Below are 24,385 nucleotides of genomic sequence, written 5' to 3'. Positions count from 1 at the left end.
GTTCAGTACCGGTGCACCTCGACATCGGGGGCGGGTTCGGCGGCGTCGGCGGGTGCCGAGATCCGGTCGGGGTCGCCGTCGGAGGTGTAGCGGCGGGCTGGATCGGCGGCCAGCGCGTCCAGCCACGCCGTCGAGCCGAACTCGGCTTCCGGGCCGGTCGGTCCCTGCGAGCGGATGCGCGGCACCGCGGCCGGGTCGAAGTCGGCCGCCCACGGCGACGGAGCGGGGTTCGAGCCGACGAGCATGACGCTGTCGTGCCGGTACGCGGTGCCCGCGGCCGCGCCCGCCACGGCCAGCGCCGGATCGTCCGGGCGCGCACCGAGCGGCAGGGCCAGCGACCGGACGGCCAGCCCCGGCACCGCGTCGGCGATGATCCGCTGCATCCCGGCGATCTCCGACCGCACCTCGGCGGCCCCGAGCCGGCCCAGGTTCGGGTGCCCGGCGGTGTGGTTGCCGATCTCGACGCCGAGCTCGTGCAGCGCGCGCAGGGTGCGCCCACCGCCCGGTTCGCCGAACGGCGGGTCGACGACGTAGCAGGTGGCGACGGGGCGGAAGCCCGGGTGGGCGGCGGCGACCTCGCGCAGCACGGCGATCGCCGTGCCCGGCACCGGGTTCCCGGCGGCGTCGACGGCGAACTGGGTGGGGGAGCCGTCGTCGAAGGTGAGCACGACGGGATGGCGGCCCGCCGGGATGTCGATCCGCCCGGTGGCGTACTCGGTGGCGGTCACCGGGACGTAGCCCTCGGCGGCCAGCCGTTCCAGTTCGGCGCGGAAGTCCGCGGGCGTCCGGTCGTACGCGCTGGCCGGTTCGGGCGTGATCCGGTGGTACATCAGGACCGGGACGTCGCCGAGTTCGTTGGCGCGCACCGATTCCGGCGTCGGCGGTGCGGGTGCCGGCGGTGGGGCGGCGGGCGGCGGAGCGGGCGGTGGCGCGACGGTCCCGGGAGCCGCGGAACAGGACAGGACCAGGGCGGTGACCAAGGCCAGCGGGACGGTCGCTGCTGCTGGGCGCATCGGCGTCCACGGTAGGCGCCCGCGCTGGGAGTGGGAATGCTCCACCCGGTTGATCCGCCCGGATCGGCCTGCGACAGTGGGAGTTCGGTCGGTGCTGCCGTCCGAAGTGCCCATTTTGCGGCCGAATTCGCCCGACGTCGGGGAGGCGGGAACGGTGACGGGAACCACGGGTCGACGGCATGTTCCGCGGGCGCTGCTGATCGGCGCGGGCGTGGTCTTGGTGGTGTTGCTGGGATTCCTGCTGCTGCGATGGCTGTCCACTTCGGACGTCGAAGTGCGCGGCGTCCCGGGGCGCCCGCTGCCGCCCGCGGCGGTGAGCGGCGGGGCGATCACGGTCCGCGCCGGGGACGACGCCGCCGACGCCCGGGTGCTGCTCGACGGGCGCGCGGTCGAGGTTGTGCGCGAAGGTCCGGAGCTCGCGCTGCGCCCGGGTCCGCTGCCCGACGGGACGCACCGGGTGTCGGTGCGGGTGCCCGGGTTGCTCGGGTCCGGCACCGTGGAGCGCGAGTTCACCGTCGACGGCACGCCGCCCGCGCTGCACGTCGAGGACTCGCTGCGCCCGGAGGCGCCGGGCGAACCGGTGACGGTGACCGGTCGCGTCGAGGGCGCCACCGAGGTCGCCGTCGCCGGCGCCGCGGTGGCCCCGGACCGGAGCGGCGGCTTCGCCGCGGTGGTGCCGAACCCGGACCGCGAGGTGCGGGTGCTCGCCACCGACGCGGCGGGCAACCGCGCCGAACGCACCCTGACCGTCCACACCAGACACCCGGGGATGCGCGCGGTGCACATGACCGGCATGGCCTGGTCCAGCGCGACGTTGCGCGAACCGGTGCTGGAGATGGCCCGGCAGGGCCGGATCGACACCGTGGAACTGGACATCAAGGACGAGAGCGGCGAGGTCGCCTACGACTCGGCGGTGCCGATGGCCGAGCGGCTCGGCGCCGACAAGGGCTACTACGACGCGCGGCGGGCCATCGACGAGCTGCACGCGATGGGCGTGCGGGTGGTCGGCAGGCTGGTGGCGTTCAAGGACCCGGTGCTGGCCGAGGCGTCGTGGCGCGGCGGGCATCCCGAGCGGGTCGTGCAGACCGCCGACGGGCGGCCGTGGACCTCGGGCGGCTACGGCGCCTTCGCGTTCACCAACTTCGCCGATCCGGTGGTGCGGCAGTACAACGTCGACCTCGCCGCGGAGGCCGCCGAGCTCGGGTTCGACGACGTGCTCTACGACTACGTGCGGCGGCCCGACGGCGACCTGGACCGGATGCGCTTCCCGGGCCTGACCACCACGCCGGAGGCCGGGATCGTCGAGTTCCTGCGGCAGACCCAGACCGAGGTGCGGTCCCGGGGCGCGCTGCTCGGCGCGTCGGTGTTCGGCATCGCGGTGGACCGGCCGACCCAGATCGCCCAGGACATCCCGGCGATGGCGCGCTACGTCGACTACATCGCGCCGATGGTCTACCCGTCGCACTGGGGGCCCGGGGAGTTCGGCGTGGCCGATCCCGACGCCCAGCCCTACGACATCGTCCGGCGCTCCCTCGCCGGGTTCGCCGAAGCGGTGCGCGGCACCGACGTGCAGATCATCCCGTGGTTGCAGGACTTCAGCCTCGGCCGGGAGTACGGCCCGGCGGAGGTCGCCGCCCAGGTCGACGCGGCGCGCGACGCCGGGATGCCGTCGTTCCTGCTGTGGGCGGCGAACTGCCGCTACACCGGGGAGGCGCTGGTCCCGGGCGGCTGACTTGTGGTCGCGGCGCGCGCTCGGCAGAGTGTGCGCCGTCACCGATGTGGGAGGTGGGGATGACCGCACGTTCCGCCCCGGCGCGGGCCGGTGCCGCGATCCTGGGCGCGCTGCTGTGCTCCGCGCTGGTCGCCCCGGTCGCGCACGCTTCGCCCCCGGCGCCGCCCAAGCGCGCCTCGGCCGTCGGCCACGGCGGCGCGGTGTCCAGCGTCGACCCCCACGCCACCGCGATCGGCATCGACGTGCTGCGGCGCGGTGGCACCGCGACCGACGCGGCGGTCGCCGTCGCGGCGGCGCTGGGGGTGACCGAGCCGTACTCCGCGGGCATCGGAGGCGGCGGGTACTTCGTGCACTACGACGCCCGGACCGGCGAGGTCGCCACCCTCGACGGCCGGGAGACCGCCCCGGCGGCGACCCGGCAGGACCTGTTCCTGGACGGCGGCGAGCCGATCCCGTTCGACGAGGCGGTCACCAGCGGGCTCGGCGTCGGCGTGCCCGGCACGGCGCGCACCTGGCAGGCGGCCCTGGACCGGTGGGGCCGGATGGACCTGGCGCGGGTGCTGCACCCGGCCGAACGCCTGGCCCGCAGGGGTTTCGCGGTCGACGAGACCTTCCGCGCGCAGACCGAGCAGAACCAGGAGCGGTTCCGCGACTTCCCCGCCACCCGCGAGCTGTTCCTGCCCGGCGGGAAACCGCCCGAGGTCGGCACCGTGCTGCGCAACCCGGACCTGGCCGACACCTACCGGGCGCTGGCCCGGCGCGGCGTCGACGCGCTGCACCGGGGACCGATCGCCGAGGACGTCGTCGCGGCGGTCACCGAGCCGCCGGTGGACCCGGCCGCCGACCGCGAGGTCCGGCCCGGCGCGATGACCGCCGCGGACCTGCGCGACTACCGGGTCGAGGAGCGCGCGCCCACGCACGTGGACTACCGCGGGCTGGACGTGTACGGGATGCCGCCGGCCAGCTCCGGCGGCACCACGGTGGGCGAGGCCCTCAACGTCCTGGAGGGCACCGACCTCGGGTCGGTGGACCGGGCGGAGTACCTGCACCGGTTCCTGGAGGCGAGCAAGATCGGGTTCGCCGACCGCAACCGGTGGGTCGGCGACCCGGAGTTCAGCGAGGTGCCGACCGAGGAGCTGCTCGGCCAGCGGTTCGCCGACATGCGGGCCTGCCTGATCCGCCCGGACGCGGTGCTGCCGACCCCGGTGGCGCCCGGCGATCCGCGCGACCCGCAGGACTGCCGGGCGGGCACCGCGCCCACCGCGGAACCGCACGAGGGTCCCAACACCACGCACCTGACCACCGCCGACCGGTACGGCAACGTGGTCTCCTACACGCTGACCATCGAGCAGACCGGCGGCAGCGGGATCGTGGTGCCCGGCCGCGGTTTCCTGCTCAACAACGAGCTGACCGACTTCAGCTTCACCCCGGTCACCCCGGGCGTGCCGGACCCGAACCTGCCGGGGCCGGGCAAGCGCCCGCGCAGCTCGATGAGCCCGACGATCGTGCTCCGCGACGGCGAACCGCTGCTGGCCGTGGGCAGCCCCGGCGGGTCGACCATCATCACCACCGTGCTCCAGGTGCTCACCGCTCGCCTCGACCGCGACCGGACGCTGGCCGAGGCGATCGCCGAGCCCCGGGCGTCCCAGCGCAACACCGCCACGACCGACGCGGAACCGGCCCTGCTGGCCGACCCGGCGACCGCCGAGCTCACCGCGCTGGGCCACCGCTTCGAGCGGACCGCGGAGATCGGCGCGGCGACCGGGGTGGAGCGGCTGCCCGACGGCCGGTGGGCCGCCGCGGCCGAACCCGACCGCCGAGGCGGCGGAGCCGCGGCGGTCCCCTACCCGACGAGATGACCCGACCCGGTGACCCGACCCGGCCCGGCCGGGTGATCGTCGTCAGGTGAGGGGCACCCTGTACCGCGTCACGTGGTACAGGGTGCCCCTCACTCCTGGCCCTTCCGGGTGATGTGGGTCTCCGGGCGGGCCCCGGCGTGCGCGGTTGTCGGGGCGGCCGGTGCGGGCGACTAGACTCGTCGGGTCGTCCAGGAGCCCGTCGTCGACAGGAGCCCGCGTGACCGTCCAGCCGATCAGACTCTTCGGCGACCCCGTGCTGCGCACCCGCGCGGACGAGGTGGTCGACTTCGACAAGGAGCTGCGCACCCTGGTCCAGGACCTCTGGGACACGATGGAGTCCCAGGGCGGTGCCGGGATCGCCGCGCCCCAGCTCGGCGTCGGCCTGCGCGTGTTCACCTACCACTGCGACGGGTTCGCCGGTCATCTGGTGAACCCCGAGTTCTCGGTCGTCGGCGACGAGGAGCAGTTCGGCCCCGAGGGGTGCCTGTCCATCCCCGGCCTGTCCTGGGACTGCCGCCGCGCCCGGCACGTGGTGGCGCGCGGGTGGAACATGCACGGCGATCCGATCGAGGTCGAGGGCACCGACCTGCTGGCCCGCTGCATCCAGCACGAGACCGACCACCTCGACGGCGTGCTGTTCGTGGACCGGCTCGACGACGAGACCCGCAAGGCCGCCCTGCGCGAGATCCGCGGGTCGGCGTGGTTCGACGGCGCCGCCCCGGTGATCAAGGAAAGCCCGCACCCGCTGTTCGGGAGGCGTTGAGATGCGCTTGGTCTTCGCGGGCACCCCGGCCGCCGCGGTGCCGTCGCTGCGCGCCCTGATCGACTCCGAGCACGAGGTCGCCGCCGTGGTGACCCGGCCGGACGCCGCCGCCGGGCGGGGGCGCAAGGTGCTGCGCTCCCCGGTGGGCGCGCTGGCCGACGAGCACGGCATCGAGGTGCTCACCCCGGCCCGCGCCTCCGCCCCGGACTTCTTGGCGCGGCTGCGCGAGATCGCCCCGGACTGCTGCCCGGTGGTGGCCTACGGCGCGCTGCTGCGCGAGGAGGCGCTGGCCGTGCCCCGGCTCGGCTGGGTCAACCTGCACTTCTCGGTGCTGCCCGCGTGGCGCGGCGCGGCCCCGGTGCAGGCCGCGATCCGGCACGGCGACGAGATCACCGGGGCCAGCGCGTTCCGGCTGGTGCGCGAGCTCGACGCCGGTCCGGTCTACGGGGTGGTCACCGAGGAGATCCGGCCCGCCGACACCGCGGGTGAGCTGCTGGGCCGGCTCGCGGAATCCGGCGCCGGGCTGCTGCTGGCGACCCTGGACGGCCTGGCGGAGGGCACCGTGCGCGGCGCGGAGCAGCCCGCCGAGGGCATCAGCTACGCGCCGAAGGTCACCGTCGACGACGCCCGCGTCGACTTCACCGCCCCGGCGGTCGCGGTCGACCGGCTGATCCGCTCGGTCACCCCCGACCCGGGGGCGTGGGCGGAGTTCCGGGGCGAGCGGTTCAAGCTCGGTCCGGTGGCGGTGACCGGCGAGACCGGCCTCGAACCGGGGGAGATCCGGATCGAGCGGCGCCGGGTGCTGGTCGGCACGGCGACCTCGGCGGTCGCGCTGGGCGAGGTGCAGGCGGCGGGCAAGAAGCGGATGGCGGCGCCGGACTGGGCGCGCGGCACCCGGATCGACGAAGGGGAACGGCTCAAGTGAACGATCATCGGCGCAGGCGCCCGTCGCGACCGAACGGATCGCGCCCGCCGAAGCGCAAGGACTCCCCGGCCCGGCCGCCGGCGGAGGTCGACCCCGCGCGGCAGGTCGCGCTGGACGTGCTGCGAGCGGTGCGGGAGCGGGACGCCTACGCCAACCTGGCGCTGCCGCAGCTCCTCGGCCAGCGCAAGGTCACCGGCCGGGACGCCGCGCTGGCCACCGAGCTGACCTACGGCACCTCGCGCGCCGCCGGCCTGCTCGACGAGATCCTCGCCGCGTGCAGCAACCGCCCGCTGTCCGATGTGGAGCCGACGCTGCTGGACGCGCTGCGGCTCGGCGCGTACCAGTTGCTGCGCACCAGGATTCCGTCGCACGCCGCCGTGGCGTCCACGGTGGACATGGTCCGCGCGGAGGCGGGATCGCGGCCCGCCGGGTTCGTCAACGCGGTGCTGCGCCGGGTCGGCGAGCGCGACGAGGCGGGCTGGATCGCCGAGCTGGCCCCCGATCCCGCCGCCGATCCGGTGGGGCACCTGGCGCTGCGCCACTCGCACCCGCGCTGGATCGCCCAGGCGTTCGCCGATGCGCTCGGCTCGACCGGCGACGAGCTGGCCGCGGCGCTGGCCGCCGACGACGCCCGCCCGGCGGTGCACCTGGTGGCGCGCCCCGGCGAGATCAGCGCCGACGAGCTGGCGGCGATCACCGGTGGCGACCCGGCGCCGTACTCGCCCTACGGCGTGCACCTGGAGGCGGGCGCCGGTGATCCCGGTGATCTGGAGCCGGTGCGGGAGGGCTTCGCCGCCGTGCAGGACGAGGGCAGCCAGCTGGCCGCGCTCGCGGTGACCCGGCCGGACGTGGCGGGCTCCGACCTGCGCTGGCTGGACCTGTGCGCGGGGCCCGGTGGCAAGGCGAACCTGCTCGGCGCCCTGGTCACCCTCGACGGCGGCGTCCTCGACGCGGTGGAGCAGGCGCCGCACCGGGCCGAGCTGGTGCGCGGGATCACCCGCGACCTGTCGGTGCGGGTCCACGTCGCCGACGGCCGCGACCCCGGCCTGGAACCCGGCTACGACCGGGTGCTGGTGGACGCGCCGTGCACCGGGCTCGGCGCGCTGCGCCGCCGCCCGGAGGCGCGCTGGCGCCGCAGCCCCGACGACGTCGGCGACCTCGGCAAGCTCCAGCGCGAGCTGCTGCTCGCCGCGGTGTCGCTGGCCCGCCCCGGTGGCGTCGTCGGCTACGTGGTCTGCTCGCCGCACCTCGCCGAAACCGAGGGCGTGGTCTCCGACGTGGTGCGCCGCTCCGGAGCCACCCAGCTCGACGCCCGGCCGCACTTCCCGGACGTCCCCCACCTCGGCGACGGCCCCGGGGTGCAGCTCTGGCCGCACCTGCACGGCACCGACGCGATGTACTGCGCCCTCCTCCGAGCCGCCTGACATGCCCGGGTGATCGTCGGTAGGTGAGGGGCACCCACGTCCAAGTAAGGACCGCTTTCGCCAATGGTCTGCGTGGCGGTGCGGGTGGCGGAACCTCAGCGGTCCCCTCGCTGCGGGATCGCCTCCTGATGTACCAAGCACGTACACGGCGTCGGCGCTGTCCTCGCGAGAAGACCGCTGAGAACCCGCGGCGGTGCCGGTTGCGTGCCTCACCGCATGCGGCTCCGCCGCATTCTGAAAAGACCCCTAACTGGGGCAAGGGTGCCCCTCACTCAGCACCCTTCCGGGTGAGCGCCGGTGGTGCGGGTGGGTCGCTGCGGTTCCGCGCCCCGGGGCGCCGCGCGGGGGTGGGTTCCGCGGGGAGGGGTGGCTAGGCTGCGGGGTGTTCCGGAGGAGGTGGCCGTGTCCGCAGCACCCGAGTACCGCGCCTGGCTGGAGGTCGCCGCGGCGGAGGCCCGGCAGGGCCTGGCCGAGGGCGGCATCCCGATCGGCGCGGCCCTGATCGGCGCCGACGGCCGGGTGCTCGGCCGCGGGCGCAACCGCCGGGTGCAGGACGGCGATCCGTCGGTGCACGGCGAGACGGCGGCGTTCCGCGCGGCCGGGCGCCAGCGCGACTACTCGGGCACCACGATGGTCACCACGCTCTCGCCGTGCTGGTACTGCAGCGGGCTGGTCCGCCAGTTCGGCATCGGGCGGCTGGTCATCGGCGAGGCCCGCACCTTCCACGGCGGCCACGACTGGCTCGCCGAGCACGGGGTCGAGGTGGTGCTGCTCGACGACGACGCCTGCGCGGAGCTGATGGCCGGGTTCGTCGCCGAGCACCCCCGGCTCTGGTACGAGGACATCGGGGAGGCGCGATGAGCGAGCCGACGCCGGTCGAGGTCACCCGCACCGGGGACCACCGGTTCACCGCCACCAACGGGCGCGGCGGGCGGGTGGAGATCGGGCCCGACGGCGCGCCGGACACCTTCACCCCCGGTGAGCTGCTGCTCGCCGCGATCGCCGGCTGCTCCGCGCTGACCGGGGAGAACCTGCTGGTGCGGCGGCTCGGCGAGGACGCCGCGATCACCTTCACCGCCGACCGCGACAAGCCCCCGGACGACCCGCACCGGTTCGCCGAAGTCACCGTGCGGGCGGAGTTCGACGGCGTGCTCGACGAGCGCTTGCTCGCCGCGGTGGAACGGGCGATCGAGCGCTACTGCACGGTGAGCCGCTCGGTGGCGGAGGGCACGCCGATCCGCCTCGAACTCCCGCGCTGACCCCGCGGCGCGCCGCGCCGTACAGTGCTCCGGGCGTGTCGGCGCTCCGGCGCGCGGGACGGGAGGACGACAGTGGAGCAGGAGACCACGCAGCCGACCGGGTTGCGCCGCGACCTCAGCGGCAGGCAGGTCGGCATGATCGCGATCGGCGGCGCGATCGGCACCGGGCTGTTCCTCGGGTCCGGGCTGGCCATCTCGATCGCCGGACCGGCGGTGATCATCGCCTACGCGGTGGCCGCCTTCGCCGCGCTCGCCCTGGCCTACGCGCTCGCCGAGATGGTGGCGGTGCGTCCGGAGCCCGGTGGTTTCGGCGCCCTCATCCAGCGCTACCTGGGCCGGTTGCCCGGTTTCGTCTCGCGCTGGATCTACTGGGCCGCGCAGGTGGTCAACATCGGCAGCGAGGTCATCGCGGCCGGGCTCTACGTGCAGTTCTGGTACCCGCAGCTCCCGCTGTGGTTGCCGGTGGTCGCCTTCTCGGTGCTGATGCTGGCGGTGAACCTGGCGGCGGTGCGGTTCTTCGGCGAGTTCGAGTACTGGTTCGCCATGATCAAGGTCGTCACCATCGTGGTGTTCGTGGTGCTCGGCGTGGTCTACATCGTCTTCGGGCTGCCCGGCCAGGAACCCGCGGGGCTGGCGCCGCTGACCGAGCACGACGGCTTCCTGCCCAACGGGATCGGCGCGGTGTGGCTGGCGCTGACCGTGGTGACCTTCTCCTACCTGGGCACCGAGGCGGTTTCGATGACCGCGGCCGAGTCGCGCGACCCGGCCCGCGACGTGCCGCGGGCGGCCCGCTCGATGGTGCTGCGGCTCGGCCTGTTCTACGTGCTCGGGATGCTGGTCGTGGTCTCCATCGTGCCGTGGCACCAGGTGTCGACCTCGGAGTCGGTGACCGAGAGCCCCTTCGTCACGATGTTCGGCATGGTGGGCATCCCGGCCGCCGCCGGGATCATGAACTTCGTGGTGCTCACCGCGGCGCTGTCGGCGATGAACACCAACCTCTACCTCACCGCGCGGATGACGCACTCGCTGGCCGCGGACGGCTACGCCCCGAAGTGGTTCGCCACCGTCAGCCGCAACGGGGTGCCGCGCCGGGCGCTGCTGCTCTCGGCGGCCGGGCTGGTGCTGGCCGCGTCGCTGTCGGTGTTCGCCGCGGACTCGGCGTTCCCGCTGCTGCTCGGGCTGGCGCTGTTCGGCGCGCTGGTGGTGTGGATCCTGATCTTCGCCAGCCACCTGGTGTTCCGCAGGCGGCGGGTCGCCGAGGGGCTGCCGCCGTCGCCGGTGCGGCTGCGCGGGGCGCCGGTCACCACCGTCCTGGCGCTGCTGTTCGTCGCGGCGGTGCTGCTGACCACGCCGTTCACCGCGCAGTTCAGCATCGCCTGGCAGGCCGGGGTGCCGTTCGTGCTGCTGCTCGTGGTGGCCTACTACCTGGTGGAACGCCGCCGGCGGGTGCGCTGAGGCGCCGGCCGCGGCGGCGCGGGACCGGTGCGCGGGTGCGGCCGGGGGCGGGATCTACACTCCCGCATGTGTCGAACCAGCCGATGATCGCGCCTTCCATCCTCTCCGCCGACTTCGCCCGCCTCGCCGACGAGATGACCGCCGTGGGCGGCGGTCCGGGCCGCGGTGCCGACTGGCTGCACGTGGACGTGATGGACGCCCACTTCGTGCCGAACCTGACGCTGGGCCTGCCGGTGGTGGAGTCGCTGCTCAAGGCGACCGAGATCCCGGTGGACTGCCACCTGATGATCGAGGATCCGGACCGCTGGGCGACCGGCTACGCCGAGGCGGGGGCGCACAACGTCACGGTGCACGTCGAGGCGGCGCAGGACCCGATCGCCCTCGCCAAGGACCTGCGCGCGGCGGGCGCCAAGGCGGGGCTGTCGATCAAGCCCGGCACGCCGCTGGAGTCCTACCTGGACGTGCTCAAGCACTACGACACGCTGCTGGTGATGTCGGTGGAGCCCGGTTTCGGCGGGCAGAAGTTCATCACCGAGGTGCTGGACAAGGTCCGCAAGGCCCGCGACCTGGTCGACACCGGCCACCTGAACCTGCTGGTGGAGATCGACGGCGGCATCAACGCCGACACCATCGAGCAGGCCGCCGAAGCCGGGGTGGACTGCTTCGTGGCCGGTTCGGCGATCTACGGCGCCGACGACCCGGCCGCGGCGCTGGAGGCGCTGCGGGACAAGGCGGCGCCGGGCTTCGCCCACGCCCGGCAGTGACCCGGTGAGCACCGAGGCCGAGCGGCGCGCGATGCGGATCGCCGTCGAGGCGGCGGAACGGGTGCGCGGCAGCACCAGCCCCAACCCGCCGGTGGGCTGCGTCGTGCTGGACGCCGCCGGTGCCGTCGCCGGGGTGGGCGCCACCCGGCCGCCGGGCGGTCCGCACGCCGAGGTGGTGGCGCTGGGCGAGGCCGGCAGCCGGGCCGCGGGCGGCACCGCGGTGGTGACCCTGGAGCCGTGCGCGCACACCGGGCGCACCCCGCCGTGCACCGACGCGCTGCGCGCCGCCGGGATCGCCCGCGTCCGGTACGCGGTGGCCGATCCCGGGGCGGCGGCGGGCGGCGGTGGTGCGCTGCTGCGCGCCGCCGGGCTCGACGTCGCGGGCGGGCTGCTCGCCGGGGAGGTCGCGGCCGGGCCGCTGCGCGCCTGGCTGCACCGCCAGCGCTCCGGTCGCCCGCACGTCACCTGGAAGTACGCGGCGAGCCTCGACGGCCGCGCCGCGGCGGCCGACGGCAGCAGCCGGTGGATCTCCGGACCGGAGTCCCGCGCCGAGGTGCACCGCATCCGGGCCGCCGCCGACGCCGTCATCGCCGGGACGGGTACCGTGCTCGCCGACGATCCCCGGCTCACCGCGCGCGGCCCGGACGGCGAGGCGCTGCCCCGGCAACCGCTGCGGGTGGTCGTCGGCGACCGGCCGGTGCCCGCCGGGGCGCGGGTGCTCGACGACGCGGCGCCGACGCTGCTGCTGCCCGGCGGCGATCCGGCGGCGGTGCTGGCCGCGCTCGCCGAGCGCGACGTGGTGGACGTGCTCCTGGAGGGCGGCCCCCGGTTGGCCGGGGCGTTCGTCGCGGCCGGGTGCGTGGACCGGGTGCTGGCCTACGTCGCCCCGGTGCTGCTCGGGGCCGGCCCGGCGGCGCTGGGGCCCGCGGGCGTGGCGAGCATCTCCGGGGCGTGGCGCTGGGACGTGGAAGGGATCACGATGAGCGGGCCGGACGTGCGGATCAGCGCCGTTCCCGGGCCCGTCGACGCCCGCCCGGCGCGGTAGCCCCGAGCGGGGTGGCAGAACGGCCGCGGTGCGCGGCAGCAGGGAGGCAAGGTGTTCACCGGGATCGTCGAGGAACTCGGGACCGTCGTCGCGGTCGGACCGCTGGACGACGGCGCGCGGCTGACCGTGTCCGGACCGCTGGTGACCAGCGACGTCCGGCACGGTGATTCGATCGCGGTCAACGGGGTGTGCCTGACCGTGGTGCGCAGCGGCGACGGCGAGTTCACCGTCGACGTGGTCGCCGAGACGCTGCGCCGCTCCGCGCTGCGTTCCCTGGCCGAGGGCGACCGGGTCAACCTGGAGCGGGCGATGGCGCTGGGCGACCGGCTCGGCGGCCACATCGTGCAGGGCCACGTGGACGGCACCGCCGTGCTGCGCGGCGAGCGGGACGGGCTGACCCGGTTCGAGCTGCCCGAGGAGCTCTCCCGCTACCTGGTGGAGAAGGGCTCGATCACCGTCGACGGGGTGTCGCTGACCGTGGTCGACGCGGGGCGGCGGGAGTTCACCGTGGCGCTCATCCCGACCACCGCGGAGCTCACCACGCTGGGCCGCCGCGCTCCGGGTGACGAGGTCAACATCGAGGTGGACGTGCTGGCCAAGCACCTGGAACGGCTCGCCGGGCCGCACCTGGCCGCCCGCGGCCGTGGTGCCCAGGCACTTCCGGGGGACAATGGCGGCGTCAGGGAGGCGCGGTGAACCCGGACCAGGTGAACCCCGAGCGCAAGGGTGCGAGCACGGTGAGCAACAGGTTCGACGACATCGAACGGGCACTGGCCGACATCGAGGCCGGACGTGCGGTGGTCGTCGTCGACGACGAGGACCGCGAGAACGAAGGCGATCTGATCTTCGCCGCGGAGAAGGCCACCCCCGAGCTGGTGGCGTTCATGGTGCGCTACACCTCGGGCTACCTCTGCGTCGGCATGACCGGCGCGGACTGCGACCGGCTCGACCTGCCGCCGATGTACCACCGCAACCAGGACCGCAAGGGCACCGCCTACACGGTGACGGTGGACGCCGCCGAGGGCGTGAGCACCGGCATCTCGGCCGCCGACCGGGCCGCGACCCTCCAGGTGCTCGCCGACCCGGACGCCACCCCGGCCGACCTCACCCGCCCCGGCCACGTGGTGCCGCTGCGGGCCCGGGAAGGCGGGGTGCTGCGCCGCCCGGGGCACACCGAGGCCGCCGTGGACCTGGCCCGGCTCGCGGGCCTGAGCCCGGCCGGGGCGCTGTGCGAGGTCGTCAGCCAGAAGTCGCCGGGGGACATGGCCCGCCGCGACGAGCTGGAGGTCTTCGCCGAGGAGCACGAGCTGGCGCTGATCACCATCGCCGACCTGATCGCCTACCGGCGGCGCTTCGAGCAGCAGGTGGAGCGGGTCGCCGAGGCGCGCATCCCCACCGTGCACGGCACCTTCCGCACCTTCGGCTACGACAGCACGCTGGACGGAATCGAGCACCTGGCGCTGGTCTACGGCGACATCGGCGACGGCGAGGACATCCTGGTCCGGGTGCACTCCGAGTGCCTGACCGGGGACGTGCTCGGCTCGCTGCGCTGCGATTGCGGTCCGCAGCTCGACGCGGCGCTGGCCAAGATCGCCGAGGTGGGCCGCGGCGTGGTGCTCTACATGCGCGGGCACGAGGGCCGGGGCATCGGCCTGCTGCACAAGTTGCAGGCCTACCAGCTCCAGGACGCCGGGGCGGACACGGTGGACGCCAACACCGCGCTCGGGATGCCGGTGGACGGCCGCGACTACGGCCAAGGCGCGCAGATCCTCTGCGACCTCGGCGTGCGGTCGGTGCGGCTGCTGACCAACAACCCGGCCAAGCGGGTCGGGCTGGAGGGCTACGGCCTGCGCATCGTGGGCCGGGTGCCGCTGCCGATCCGGCCCAACCCGGAGAACATCCACTACCTGCGCACCAAGCGGGACCGGATGGGACATCTGCTGGACGGACTCGACGACGGCGAGGACTCCTCGCTCAGCGGGGGGATGACTGCGTCATGAGCACCGAAGGACGGCCGCGCACCGAGGTCCCGGCGGCGGCCGGGCTCACCGTGGGCATCGCGGCGATCCGCTGGCACGACCGGCTGGTCGGCCGGATGCTCGACCGCGCCGTGGTCGCCGCCAAGGAAGCGGGGGTCGGTGAGCCCGCCGTGGTCCGGGTGCCCGGCTCGGTGGAACTCCCGGTGGTCTGCCAGCAGCTCGCCCGCCGGTACGATGCGGTGGTGGCGCTCGGCGTGGTCATCCGGGGCGGGACGCCGCACTTCGACTACGTCTGCGACTCGGTCACCCAGGGCCTCACGCGGGTCGCGCTGGACGAGTCGACCGCGGTCGGCAACGGCGTGCTGACCTGCGACACCCTCGAACAGGCCGAAGCGCGCGCCGGGTTCGAGGAGTCGATCGAGGACAAGGGGTTCGAGGCCACCGCCGCCGCGCTGGAGACGGCGCTGGTGCTGCGCGGGCTTCGCGGCGACGAGTAGAGGACGGCGATGGGTGCGCAGGCGGTGACGACGGTCGAGGTCCGGCCGCGCAAGGTGCGGCGGATCGCGATCCCGATCGCGGTGCTGCTCGTGGTGGTGTTCGCGGCGGTGGGGACGCTGCTGCGCAGCACCCCCACCGGCGTGGTGTTCCGGGTCTCCGACCAGATCGCGATGGGGCTGCTCGGGGTGCTGCTCGCGGCGGGCGTGCTGCTGCTGACCCGCCCCCGGCTGCGGGCCGATGCCGACGGGGTGGAGATCCGCAACATCATCGGCACCCACCGCTACTCGTGGGCGCTGGTGGAGGCGGTGAGCTTCCCCAACGGCGCGCCGTGGGCGCGGGTCGAGCTCCCCGAGGACGAGTACGTGCCGGTGATGGCGATCCAGGCCTCCGACGGCGAGCACGCCGTCGCCGCCATGCGCGCGCTGCGCGACCTGCGCCGCACCCTGCCCGCCGACGGCTGATCGCCATGCCCGGACCGATGCGCGACGACGTCTTCCAGGACCACGTGGCGGACCGGCTCGCCGCCCTGCCCGGCGTGCGGGCGGTGGCGCTGGGCGGCTCGCGCGCGCAGGGCACGCACCGCGCGGACAGCGACTGGGACTTCGCGCTGTACTACCGGGACCGCTTCGACCCCGACGACCTGCGCGCCCTCGGCTGGCCGGGCGAGGTGTCCGGGCTCGGCGACTGGGGCGGCGGGGTGTTCAACGGCGGCGCCTGGGTGACCATCGACGGCCGGAAGGTCGACGTGCACTACCGGGACCTCGACGTGGTGGAGCACCAGCTCGCCGAGGCCCGGCGGGGCCGCTTCGGCTGGGAGCCGCTGGCCTTCCACCTCGCGGGCATCCCCGGCTACCTGGTGGTCGCGGAGCTGGCCCTGAGCCGGGTGCTGCGCGGCGACCTGCCCACCCCGGAGTACCCGCCCGCGCTGCGCGCCGCCGCGCCACCGGTGTGGTGGGGTCAGGCCGAGCTCGGGCTGGCCTACGCCCGGGACAACCACGCCGCGGCGGGACGGCTGGTCGAGACGGTGGGAGCGGCGTCCCAGGCGGCCTGCCAGGCGGCGCACGCGGTGCTCGCGGCGCGCGGCACCTGGGCGACCAACGACAAGCGGCTGCTGTCGGCCGCCGGGCTCCGGTGGGTCGACGCCGAAGTGGCGGCGTGGTCGGCCGCCCCGGAGGTCCTGGTCGCCGGGGTCGACCGCCTCCGCGACGCGCTCGCCGCCGAGGTCACCGCCGCCACCTGATCCACCACGCCCATCACCCGGACGTGAAGTGAGTGAGGGGCACCCTTGTCCGAGTAACTTGGGCAAGGGTGCCCCTCACTCCGTCAGTGCTGGTTGAAGCGAGTGATGGGGTGTGGGAGTTCCGGTCGCGCACCCCGGCGGGTGGGCGGCGGTGGGTGGGGGACAATGGGGCTGCGACCCCGACGTCGTCCGGGAGGGGTCGTCGGGAAGGGGTGGAGGAGATCGTGAGCGTGGCCCAGGAGCGCAACCTTCGGCTGGTGCGGGACGTGACCGACGGACCCGGCGTGCGGCTCGGCGACATCCGGTTGCGCAACCGCCTGGTGACCTCGTCGAGCCTGCTCGGCTACGGCGTGGCCAACGCCAAGCTGGTGCCCTACGGCATGAGCCCGATCTCCCGGTTCGTCCCGCTCGAACGCTTCGGCGCCGTGACCACCCGCACCGTGACCGTCGAGCCGCGCGAAGGGCACTTCACCACCCGCGACGTGTGGCCGCTGCGCGAGCTGCCCGCGCTGCTCCAGCGCTACGGGCAGGCGCTGCGGCAGGTCGACGGCGGCTGGCTGAACGCCTTCGGCTGGTGCAACGTCGGCATCGACGCCTACCTGCGCGACTACTACCCGCGCACCCGGGGCCAGAACACCATCATCTCGGTCGGCGGGTTCTCCGCCGAGGAGTTCGTGACGCTGGTCGACAAGATCAACGAGGCGGTCCCCGCGGGCGAGATCGCCGCGGTCGAGTTCAACGTCTCCTGCCACAACGTGAACTTCGACTTCAACGCGATCATCGAGGAGGTGCTGGCCGAGGCGGTGCCGCGCAGCGCGCACCCGGTGATCCTCAAGCTCTCCCCGGACTACGACTACCTGGGGCACGCCCGGCTGGCCGCCCGCCACGGGGTCTCGGCGCTGACCGCGATCAACACGGTGAAGGGCCTGCGGCTCGACCCGAACACCGGCACCCCGCTGCTGCGCAACGGTTTCGGCGGGTTGTCCGGGCGCGCGATCAAGCCGATCGGGCTGCGCGTGGTCAAGGAGCTGCGGGACGCGGGCGTGACGCTGCCGGTGATCGCCACCGGCGGCATCCGCTCGTTCGACGACTGCCGCGAGTACTTCTGGGCGGGGGCCGACGCGGTGAGCCTGGGCAGCGCGAGCTGGTTCGCCAGCTACCCGGGCTACGCGCTGTCGCCGCTGCACGCCGCGCGGATCCGGGCCCTGCTGCGCCGGATCGAGCGGTACCAGCCGCCGTCCCGCTGACCCCCGCACGACTCCCCGCGCCGCCGCGGTGACCGCACCTCGCGGGAGCGGAATTCCGCCTGCGCCCCGGAAAGATCCCATACGCTGGTGATCGGGGACACACCGGGAGACGAGCACGGGAGGTCGGGATGTCCGGATACGGGACGTTCGGGAGCAGTCTGCGCGACCTGCCCCGGCTGCGGAGGGCGCGGCGCGGTCGGGCGTCGAGCTGGGACCGGAGCGGGGGCAACACCGACAACCTGCGGATCGAGCCGGGCCAGACCAGGCTGCTCGCCGACCTCACCGGCCCCGGCGCCATCACTCACATCTGGTGCACCGTCGCGCTGGACCACGTGGGTCGGCCCGTCGAGCTGGAGGGCGACTACCTGCGCCGGCTCGTCCTGAAGATCACCTGGGACGACTCGCCGCACCCGAACGTGCTGGTGCCGCTGGGCGACTTCTTCGGCATGGGCCACGCCCGCACCGGCAACTTCGCCTCCGCCCCGCTGCAGATGAGCCCGCAGGACGGGAAGGGCTTCAACTGCTGGTTCGCCATGCCCTTCGCCGGCCGCGCCCGGATCGAGCTGATCAGCGAGATGGGCGTCAAGCCGGTCACCTTCTACTACTACGTCGACTACGAGCAGTACCAGGACGCCGACCCGGAGCTGGGGTACTTCCACGCCCAGTGGCGCAGGCAGAACCCCACCGACGGGGTCGAACAGGGCGACCAGACCAACGAGGAGTTCCTCTTCGGCGGGCACAACACCGACGGCGCGGGCAACTACGTGCTGCTGGAGGCCGAGGGGCGCGGCCACTACGTCGGGTCGGTGCTCAACGTGCACAACCTGCGGCACACCCACCAGTGGAACTGGTACGGCGAGGGCGACGACATGATCGTCATCGACGGTGAGCCCTGGCCGCCCCGCCTGCACGGCACGGGCACCGAGGACTACTTCAACACCGCCTGGTGCCCGACGCAGGTCTACCACGCGCCGTACCACGGCATCACGATGCCGGGCGGGCCGAACTGGAGCGGCCAGGTGTCCTACTACCGCTTCCACGTCGAGGACCCCGTGGTCTTCGACCGGTCGATCAAGGTGACGCTGGAGCACGGGCACGCCAACAAGCGCTCCGACGACGTCTCCTCGGTCGCCTACTGGTACCAGGAGCTGCCGTCCCGGCCGTTCGGGCTGGCCCCGGTGGAGCAGCGCCTCCCGCGACCGCTGTAGCGGCGTCGGCGGGCCGCGGCTCAGACGGCCCGGGTCAGACCGCGCAGCGCAGCGGGCCGCCGTGGTAGGTGACCGCGTCGGCCAGCGCGGCGGGCAGGTCGAGCGGCTCGCCCGTCGCGTCGGCCCGCACCCGGTGCAGGTTGAGCACCAGGCGTTCGGCGTCCGGCCAGTCCGCGAACTCGCCGAGGTCGGCGCGCCGCGCGGCCTCCAGCGGGGTGAGCCCCGCCGTCCGGGCGTGCTCCCCGGTGGCGAGCACGAAGTCGTAGTAGCGGCGGTGCGCGTCCAGGACGGCGCGCACCCGCTCGCCCGGCACCACCGGGCCGTGCCCGGGGACCAGCACCCGCGCGCCGAACCCGGCCAGCCAGTCCAGCGAGCGCACCGCGCCCGCCACCGACCCCATGAGCAGCAGCGGCGTCACCTGGTGGAACACCAGGTCGCCGGTGAACAGCACCCCGTCGTCGGGCAGCCAGGCCACCACGTCACCGGCCGTGTGCGCGGCGTGCCCGGGGTGGCGCAGCTCCACCCGCCGCGCGCCGACGTGCAGGTCGAGCCGGTCGTGCAGCACCACCTCGGGCGCCCGGTGCGCGGTGATGCCCCACTCCGGCACCGGGTCCCACACCGGCGGCGGGTCGGCCAGCAGGGTGTCGGCGAGGATGCCCTCCCTGGTGGCCCGGTGCCCGATCAGCGTCGCGTCGGCGGGCAGCAGGGCGTTGCCGTGGGTGTGGTCGCCGTGCAGGTGGGTGTTGACCGCCCAGCGCACGGGCGTGCCGCCGGAGGCGGCGTGGACGGCGTCGAGGAACGCGCGGGTGCGCCGCGCGGTGGCGCAGGTGTCGACGAGCAGCGCGCCGCCCTCGGCGAGCACCGCGCCCGCGTTGTTGATCCACCAGGAGCCGTCGGGCTGCACCCAGGCGTGCACCCCGGGGGCCACCTCGACCAGCGCACCGCCCGTTCGCGTCATGCTCGCGATCATGCCAGGTCCGCGCCCGCTCCGGACCCGGTGTCGGCCGCGCACGTAGGGTGGGGGCGTGGCCGACCCGTCCACCTACCGACCCGCTCCCGGCACGATCCCGGACGCCCCCGGCGTGTACCGGTTCCACGACGAGACCGGCCGCGTGATCTACGTCGGCAAGGCCAAGAGCCTGCGCAGCCGGTTGTCGTCGTACTTCGCCGACCTCGCCGGGCTGCACCCGCGCACCCGGCAGATGGTGACCACGGCCACCGGCGTGCGCTGGACCGTGGTCGGCACCGAGGTCGAGGCGCTGCAACTGGAGTACTCCTGGATCAAGGAGTACGACCCGCGGTTCAACGTGCGCTACCGGGACGACAAGTCCTACCCGGTGCTGGCCGTCTCGCTGCACGAGGAGTACCCGCGGCTGAGCGTCTACCGGGGGCCGCGCAAGAAGGGCGTGCGCTACTTCGGCCCGTACGCGCACGCCTGGGCCATCCGGGAGACCCTCGACCTGCTGCTGCGGGTGTTCCCCGCGCGGACCTGCTCGGCGGGGGTGTTCAAGCGGCACTCCCAGATCGGCCGCCCGTGCCTGCTCGGCTACATCGGCAAGTGCTCCGCGCCGTGCGTCGGCCGGGTCGACGCCGAGGAGCACCGGCGCATCGTCCAGGACTTCTGCGACTTCCTCGCCGGGCACACCGACACCCTGGTGCGCCGGCTGGACAAGGCGATGCGGGAGGCCTCCGCCGACCTGGAGTTCGAGCGGGCCGCCCGGCTGCGCGACGACCTGGAGGCGCTGCGCCGGGCGATGGAGAAGCAGGCCGTGGTGCTCGGCGACGGCACCGACGCCGACGTCATCGCCTTCGCCGAGGACGAGCTGGCCGCCGCCGTGCAGGTGTTCCACGTCCGGGGCGGCCGGGTCCGGGGCCAGCGCGGCTGGGTGATCGACAAGGTCGCCGACAGCGACACCGCGGCGCTGACCGCCCAGTTCCTCACCCAGTTCTACGGCGAGCAGGCGGCGCTGGCCGACCAGGCCGACGCCGGGGGGAGCCCGGTGCCGCGCGAGGTGCTGGTGCCGTGCCTGCCCGACGGCGCCGAGGCGATCGGCCAGTGGCTCGGCGACCTGCGCGGCAGCCGGGTCCACCTGCGGGTGCCGCAGCGCGGCGACAAGCGGTCGCTGATGGAGACCGTGGAGCGCAACGCCAAGGAGGCGTTCCAGCAGTACAAGCTGCGCCGCGCCGGTGACCTCACGGCCCGCTCGGCGGCGCTGCAGGAGTTGCAGGAAGCGCTCGGGCTGGAGACCGCGCCGCTGCGCATCGAGTGCGTCGACGTCAGCCACGTGCAGGGCAGCGACGTGGTCGCCTCGCTCGTGGTGTTCGAGGACGGCGTGCCGCGCAAGTCCGAGTACCGCCGCTTCGAGGTCCGCGAGGGCGCCGCGGGCGGTGACGTGGGGTCGATCGACGAGGTGGTGCGCCGCCGCTTCGCCCGCTATCTGGCCGAAACCGGCGATGGATCCGGCACCGGGGACGGGGCCGGCACCGGGGACGGGGCCGGCACCGGCGACGGGGCCGGGACCGGTGATGGATCCGGGGACGGGGCCGGGACCGGTGACGAGGCCGGGCAGCCGGGCATCGACCCGGAGACCGGGCGCCCGCGCAAGTTCGCCTACCCGCCGAACCTGCTGGTCATCGACGGTGGTGCGCCGCAGGCCAACGCGGCGGCCGACGCCCTCGGCGCGCTCGGCATCACCGGGGTCGCGGTGATCGGGCTGGCCAAGCGGCTGGAGGAGGTGTGGCTGCCCGCCGACCCGGAACCGGTCGTGCTGCCCCGCACCAGCGAAGCCCTGTACCTGCTCCAGCGGGTCCGCGACGAGGCGCACCGGTTCGCGATCAGCTACCACCGCTCGAAGCGCTCCAAGCGCATGACGAGCTCCACGTTGGATTCCATCCCCGGCCTCGGCGAGACCCGCCGGGCGGCGCTGCTGAAGCACTTCGGTTCGGTGCGCAAGCTCAAGCAGGCCGGGGTGGACGAGATCGCCGAGGTGCCCGGGATCGGCAGGCGCACCGCCGAAACCGTGCACTCGGCGCTGGCCGCCCGAGGGGGAGGCGCAGAGCAGCCGGGCGCGGCCCGGCGACGGAGCACTGAAGGGGAAGGCAGTGACTGAGGAACACTCGGGCATCGAGGTCGCGGTGGTCAGCGGCCTGTCCGGTGCCGGGCGATCGACGGCGGCCAAGTGCCTGGAGGACCTGGGCTGGTTCGTGGTGGACAACCTCCCGCCGGAGCTGATCGCGACCATGGTCGAACTGGGGGCCCGGTCCAGCGGCGCGATCACCCGCGTCGCGGTGGTGATGGACGTGCGCAGCCGCGCGTTCACCGAGGACCTGGGATCGGTGATCAAGGACCTGGACGCCCGCGGCTACAAGCCGAAGGTGCTGTTCCTGGAGGCGACCGACGACGTGCTGATCCGGCGCTTCGAGCAGGTCCGCCGGGGGCACCCGCTGCAAGGCGAGGGCAGGCTGGCCGACGGCATCGGCACCGAGCGCGCGCTGCTGTCCAAGCTGCGCTCGGAGGCCGACCTGGTGCTGGACACCACGAACCTGTCGGTGCACCAGCTCCGGTCCAAGATCGAGGACGCGTTCGGCACCGAGGCGGGCACCCGCACCCGGGTCACCGTGCTGTCCTTCGGCTACAAGTACGGCCTGCCGATGGACGCCGACCTGGTGATGGACTGCCGCTTCCTGCCCAACCCGTTCTGGATCCCGGAGCTGCGCGAGTACAACGGGCTCGACGACGAGGTCCGCAACTACGTGCTCGGGCAGGAGGGCGCCGAGGAGTTCATGCAGAGCTACCAGCAGTTGCTGCGGCTGGTCGGGGCCGGGTACCACCGGGAGGGCAAGCGCTACCTGACGCTGGCGCTGGGCTGCACCGGCGGCAAGCACCGCAGCGTGGCGCTGACCGAGGAGCTGGCCCGCAGGCTGGCCGACGACGACGGGATGATGGTCAAGACGGTGCACCGGGATCTGGGGCGCGAGTGAGCGACGAGGGTGGTCCGCTGCGCGCGGTGGCGCTCGGCGGCGGGCACGGCCTGCAGGCGACGCTGGCGGCGCTGCGGCGGATCACCCCGGCGGTGACCGCGGTGGTGACCGTCGCCGACGACGGCGGGTCCTCCGGGCGGCTGCGCCGGGAGCTGGGCATGCTGCCGCCGGGCGACCTGCGGCAGGCGCTGGCCGCGCTGGCCGCCGAGGACGACGGCGGGCAGCTCTGGGCGCAGGTGTTCCAGCACCGCTTCGCGGGCACCGGGGCGCTGGCCGGGCACGCGGTGGGCAACCTGGTGCTGGCGGGGCTGCTGGACGTGCTGGGCGATCCGGTCGCGGTGCTCGACCACGCCTGCGCCCTGCTGGGCGTGCGCGGCCGGGTGCTGCCGATGTCGACCAGCCCGCTGGAGATGGAGGCCGACGTCCTGGGGCTGGATTCGGACCCGGACGCGGTTCGCACGATCCGGGGACAAGTCGCCATCGCCAGCACACCTGGTCGGGTGAAAGAAGTGCGATTGTCCGCCGTCGGCACCGAAGTCCCGAAGGCGTGCCCGGAAGCGGTGCAGGCCGTCCTGGACGCCGATCTCGTGCTGCTCGGACCAGGGTCGTGGTTCACCAGCGTGCTGCCTCACCTGCTGGTCCCGGAGCTGCACGAAGCCCTGGTGCGCACCACCGCGCGCCGCGTCGTGGTGCTCAACCTTGTCCCACAACCGGGGGAGACAGCGGGTTTCTCACCCGAACAGCATCTCGACGTACTCTCCCAGCACGCACCCCGGCTGCGCTTCGACGCCGTGCTGGCCGACGCCGATTCCGTTCCGACGCCGGACCGGCTCCGCGCCGCCGCGCAGGGCCTGGGTGCCCGCACCGTGCTGGAGCAGGTCGCCATGCCCACCCTGCCGGGCAGGCACGACCCGCAGGCGTTGGCGGCCAGTCTGCGGGCCGCGTTGGAGAGGAGGTCGGACCGGTGGCGATGACCGCGGCGGTCAAGGACGAGTTGAGCCGGTTGCCGGTGACCAAGACGTGCTGCCGTCGGGCGGAGGTGTCGTCGCTGCTGCGCTTCGCGGGCGGGCTGCACATCGTGGCCGGCCGCGTCGTCGTGGAAGCGGAGCTGGACGGCGGTTCCTCGGCCCGACGGCTGCGCAAGGAGGTGCACGAGCTGTTCGGGCACTCCTCGGACGTGCACGTGATCACCTCCGGCGGGCTGCGCAAGGGCACCCGCTACGTGGTCCGGGTGGTCAAGGACGGGGAGAGCCTGGCCCGCCAGACCGGGCTGCTCGACCCGCGCGGACGCCCGGTGCGCGGACTGCCCGCCCACGTCGTCTCCGGCGGGGCCTGCGACTCGGAAGCCGCCTGGCGCGGCGCTTTCCTGGCGCACGGCTCGCTCACCGAACCCGGGCGCTCCTCCTCGATGGAGGTCACCTGCCCCGGCCCGGAGGCCGCGCTGGCGCTGGTCGGCGCCGCCCGCCGGATCGGGGTGCAGGCCAAGTCCCGGGAGGTGCGCGGGGCCGACCGCGTGGTGGTCCGCGACGGCGACGCCATCGGCGCGCTGCTCACCCGGCTCGGGGCGCACTCCAGCGTGCTGGCCTGGGAGGAGCGCCGGATGCGCCGCGAGGTGCGGGCCACGGCCAACCGGCTCGCCAACTTCGACGACGCGAACCTGCGCCGCTCCGCCCGCGCCGCCGTCGCCTCCGCTGCCCGGGTGGAGCGGGCCCTGGAACTGCTCGGCCCGACCGCGCCGGACCACCTGTCGGTGGCGGGCAAGCTCCGGCTGTCGCACCGGCAGGCGTCGCTGGAGGAGCTCGGCCAGCTCGCCGACCCGCCGATGACCAAGGACGCGGTCGCCGGGCGCATCCGCAGGCTGCTGGCGATGGCCGACAAGCGGGCCCGCGAGCTCGGGCTGCCCGACACCGAATCCGCCGTGACGCAGGAAATGCTCGAAGCCGAGGCCTGACCGGTGCAGAGACGCCGATCACGGGTGCGCGGGCGCCGAACG

23 protein-coding genes are annotated in these 24,385 nt (G+C 74.4%); 21 read left to right on the top strand and 2 right to left on the bottom strand.

Features of this window, described 5'->3' with window-relative positions; translation table 11 throughout:
• Positions 1-2: 2 nt before the first annotated feature.
• Positions 3-1,013 (bottom strand): polysaccharide deacetylase family protein, encoded by a 1,011-nt coding sequence (locus ABD976_RS12355; protein WP_345362131.1) that lies wholly within the window; start codon positions 1,011-1,013, stop codon positions 3-5.
• Positions 1,014-1,167: 154 nt separating this feature from the next.
• Here ABD976_RS12355 and ABD976_RS12350 point away from each other — a divergent pair, with 154 nt between their 5' ends.
• The 17 genes from ABD976_RS12350 (at position 1,168) to ABD976_RS12270 (ending at position 18,411) form a co-directional block, all read left to right on the top strand.
• Positions 1,168-2,745 (top strand): putative glycoside hydrolase, encoded by a 1,578-nt coding sequence (locus ABD976_RS12350; protein WP_345362128.1) that lies wholly within the window; start codon positions 1,168-1,170, stop codon positions 2,743-2,745.
• 59 nt (positions 2,746-2,804) lie between these two features.
• Positions 2,805-4,604, top strand: a complete 1,800-nt coding sequence (gene ggt, locus ABD976_RS12345) for a gamma-glutamyltransferase (RefSeq protein WP_345362125.1) — start codon at positions 2,805-2,807, stop codon at positions 4,602-4,604.
• A 217-nt stretch (positions 4,605-4,821) separates the two neighbouring features.
• Positions 4,822-5,367, top strand: a complete 546-nt coding sequence (gene def, locus ABD976_RS12340) for a peptide deformylase (RefSeq protein WP_345362123.1) — start codon at positions 4,822-4,824, stop codon at positions 5,365-5,367.
• A gap of 1 nt (position 5,368) precedes the next feature.
• On the top strand, positions 5,369-6,292 hold the full coding sequence (gene fmt, locus ABD976_RS12335) for a methionyl-tRNA formyltransferase (protein WP_345362121.1): 924 nt from the start codon (positions 5,369-5,371) through the stop codon (positions 6,290-6,292).
• Positions 6,289-7,716 carry an RsmB/NOP family class I SAM-dependent RNA methyltransferase gene (locus ABD976_RS12330; RefSeq protein WP_345362119.1) on the top strand — a complete coding sequence of 476 codons (1,428 nt, stop codon included), beginning with the start codon at positions 6,289-6,291 and terminating at the stop codon, positions 7,714-7,716. Before fmt ends, ABD976_RS12330 begins: the two co-directional genes overlap by 4 nt.
• Positions 7,717-8,118: 402 nt before the next feature.
• The gene (locus ABD976_RS12325) at positions 8,119-8,577 is read left to right on the top strand and encodes a nucleoside deaminase (RefSeq protein WP_345362117.1); all 459 of its coding nucleotides are present in this window, start codon (positions 8,119-8,121) and stop codon (positions 8,575-8,577) included.
• Positions 8,574-8,975, top strand: a complete 402-nt coding sequence (locus ABD976_RS12320) for an OsmC family protein (protein WP_345362115.1) — start codon at positions 8,574-8,576, stop codon at positions 8,973-8,975. Before ABD976_RS12325 ends, ABD976_RS12320 begins: the two co-directional genes overlap by 4 nt.
• Before the next feature lie 135 nt (positions 8,976-9,110).
• Complete coding sequence (locus tag ABD976_RS12315) at positions 9,111-10,430, top strand: amino acid permease (protein WP_369774594.1); 1,320 nt, start codon at positions 9,111-9,113, stop codon at positions 10,428-10,430.
• 83 nt (positions 10,431-10,513) lie between these two features.
• Entirely contained in the window at positions 10,514-11,194 is a 681-nt protein-coding gene (gene rpe, locus ABD976_RS12310; RefSeq protein ID WP_369774595.1) for a ribulose-phosphate 3-epimerase, read from the top strand.
• A gap of 31 nt (positions 11,195-11,225) precedes the next feature.
• The gene (gene ribD, locus ABD976_RS12305) at positions 11,226-12,239 is read left to right on the top strand and encodes a bifunctional diaminohydroxyphosphoribosylaminopyrimidine deaminase/5-amino-6-(5-phosphoribosylamino)uracil reductase RibD (RefSeq protein ID WP_369774596.1); all 1,014 of its coding nucleotides are present in this window, start codon (positions 11,226-11,228) and stop codon (positions 12,237-12,239) included.
• 51 nt (positions 12,240-12,290) lie between these two features.
• The gene (locus ABD976_RS12300; protein ID WP_345362103.1) at positions 12,291-12,935 is read left to right on the top strand and encodes a riboflavin synthase; all 645 of its coding nucleotides are present in this window, start codon (positions 12,291-12,293) and stop codon (positions 12,933-12,935) included.
• Positions 12,932-14,239 carry a bifunctional 3,4-dihydroxy-2-butanone-4-phosphate synthase/GTP cyclohydrolase II gene (locus ABD976_RS12295; RefSeq protein ID WP_369774587.1) on the top strand — a complete coding sequence of 436 codons (1,308 nt, stop codon included), beginning with the start codon at positions 12,932-12,934 and terminating at the stop codon, positions 14,237-14,239. Before ABD976_RS12300 ends, ABD976_RS12295 begins: the two co-directional genes overlap by 4 nt.
• A complete protein-coding gene (ribH, locus tag ABD976_RS12290; protein WP_345362100.1) occupies positions 14,236-14,715 on the top strand; it encodes a 6,7-dimethyl-8-ribityllumazine synthase in 480 nt (159 codons plus the stop codon). The genes ABD976_RS12295 and ribH overlap by 4 nt, the downstream gene beginning before the upstream one ends.
• Before the next feature lie 9 nt (positions 14,716-14,724).
• Entirely contained in the window at positions 14,725-15,177 is a 453-nt protein-coding gene (locus ABD976_RS12285; protein ID WP_345362097.1) for a PH domain-containing protein, read from the top strand.
• Between the two features lie 17 nt (positions 15,178-15,194).
• Complete coding sequence (locus tag ABD976_RS12280) at positions 15,195-15,956, top strand: nucleotidyltransferase domain-containing protein (RefSeq protein ID WP_345362548.1); 762 nt, start codon at positions 15,195-15,197, stop codon at positions 15,954-15,956.
• 224 nt (positions 15,957-16,180) lie between these two features.
• The gene (locus ABD976_RS12275; protein ID WP_345362094.1) at positions 16,181-17,203 is read left to right on the top strand and encodes a beta/alpha barrel domain-containing protein; all 1,023 of its coding nucleotides are present in this window, start codon (positions 16,181-16,183) and stop codon (positions 17,201-17,203) included.
• Between the two features lie 128 nt (positions 17,204-17,331).
• Complete coding sequence (locus ABD976_RS12270; protein ID WP_345362091.1) at positions 17,332-18,411, top strand: glycoside hydrolase family 172 protein; 1,080 nt, start codon at positions 17,332-17,334, stop codon at positions 18,409-18,411.
• Between the two features lie 34 nt (positions 18,412-18,445).
• Here the strand turns inward: ABD976_RS12270 and ABD976_RS12265 are convergent, their stop codons facing one another.
• Complete coding sequence (locus ABD976_RS12265; protein WP_345362088.1) at positions 18,446-19,369, bottom strand: MBL fold metallo-hydrolase; 924 nt, start codon at positions 19,367-19,369, stop codon at positions 18,446-18,448.
• 67 nt (positions 19,370-19,436) lie between these two features.
• Between ABD976_RS12265 and uvrC the strand changes: the two genes are divergently transcribed.
• Genes uvrC through whiA form a run of 4 tightly spaced genes read left to right on the top strand, consistent with a single transcriptional unit; the run spans position 19,437 to position 24,343 of the window.
• Positions 19,437-21,521 (top strand): excinuclease ABC subunit UvrC, encoded by a 2,085-nt coding sequence (uvrC, locus tag ABD976_RS12260; RefSeq protein ID WP_345362085.1) that lies wholly within the window; start codon positions 19,437-19,439, stop codon positions 21,519-21,521.
• The gene (gene rapZ / locus ABD976_RS12255; protein ID WP_345362082.1) at positions 21,514-22,392 is read left to right on the top strand and encodes an RNase adapter RapZ; all 879 of its coding nucleotides are present in this window, start codon (positions 21,514-21,516) and stop codon (positions 22,390-22,392) included. Before uvrC ends, rapZ begins: the two co-directional genes overlap by 8 nt.
• Before the next feature lie 17 nt (positions 22,393-22,409).
• Complete coding sequence (locus tag ABD976_RS12250) at positions 22,410-23,366, top strand: gluconeogenesis factor YvcK family protein (protein WP_345362545.1); 957 nt, start codon at positions 22,410-22,412, stop codon at positions 23,364-23,366.
• A complete protein-coding gene (gene whiA, locus ABD976_RS12245; protein WP_345362079.1) occupies positions 23,357-24,343 on the top strand; it encodes a DNA-binding protein WhiA in 987 nt (328 codons plus the stop codon). Before ABD976_RS12250 ends, whiA begins: the two co-directional genes overlap by 10 nt.
• Positions 24,344-24,385 lie beyond the last annotated feature (42 nt).

It is taken from the genome of Saccharopolyspora cebuensis, from assembly GCF_039542665.1.
Taxonomy (GTDB): Bacteria; Actinomycetota; Actinomycetes; order Mycobacteriales; family Pseudonocardiaceae; genus Saccharopolyspora; species Saccharopolyspora cebuensis.
The sequence above is the reverse complement of the archived record's forward strand: the minus strand, read 5'-3'. Positions and strand labels throughout refer to the sequence as shown.

Excerpts from the sequence above, each read along its gene's own strand:
- fmt (WP_345362121.1), top strand. The coding sequence starts at position 5,369 with ATGCGCTTGGTCTTCGCGGGCACCCCGGCCGCCGCGGTGCCGTCGCTG.
- ABD976_RS12280 (WP_345362548.1), top strand. The coding sequence starts at position 15,195 with ATGCGCGACGACGTCTTCCAGGACCACGTGGCGGACCGGCTCGCCGCC.
- ABD976_RS12315 (WP_369774594.1), top strand. The coding sequence starts at position 9,111 with ATGATCGCGATCGGCGGCGCGATCGGCACCGGGCTGTTCCTCGGGTCC.
- ggt (WP_345362125.1), top strand. The coding sequence starts at position 2,805 with ATGACCGCACGTTCCGCCCCGGCGCGGGCCGGTGCCGCGATCCTGGGC.
- ABD976_RS12265 (WP_345362088.1), bottom strand. The coding sequence starts at position 19,369 with ATGACGCGAACGGGCGGTGCGCTGGTCGAGGTGGCCCCCGGGGTGCAC.
- ABD976_RS12285 (WP_345362097.1), top strand. The coding sequence starts at position 14,725 with ATGGGTGCGCAGGCGGTGACGACGGTCGAGGTCCGGCCGCGCAAGGTG.
- rpe (WP_369774595.1), top strand. The coding sequence starts at position 10,514 with ATGATCGCGCCTTCCATCCTCTCCGCCGACTTCGCCCGCCTCGCCGAC.
- ABD976_RS12270 (WP_345362091.1), top strand. The coding sequence starts at position 17,332 with ATGTCCGGATACGGGACGTTCGGGAGCAGTCTGCGCGACCTGCCCCGG.
- ribD (WP_369774596.1), top strand. The coding sequence starts at position 11,226 with ATGCGGATCGCCGTCGAGGCGGCGGAACGGGTGCGCGGCAGCACCAGC.
- ABD976_RS12355 (WP_345362131.1), bottom strand. The coding sequence starts at position 1,013 with ATGCGCCCAGCAGCAGCGACCGTCCCGCTGGCCTTGGTCACCGCCCTG.
- ABD976_RS12320 (WP_345362115.1), top strand. The coding sequence starts at position 8,574 with ATGAGCGAGCCGACGCCGGTCGAGGTCACCCGCACCGGGGACCACCGG.
- ribH (WP_345362100.1), top strand. The coding sequence starts at position 14,236 with ATGAGCACCGAAGGACGGCCGCGCACCGAGGTCCCGGCGGCGGCCGGG.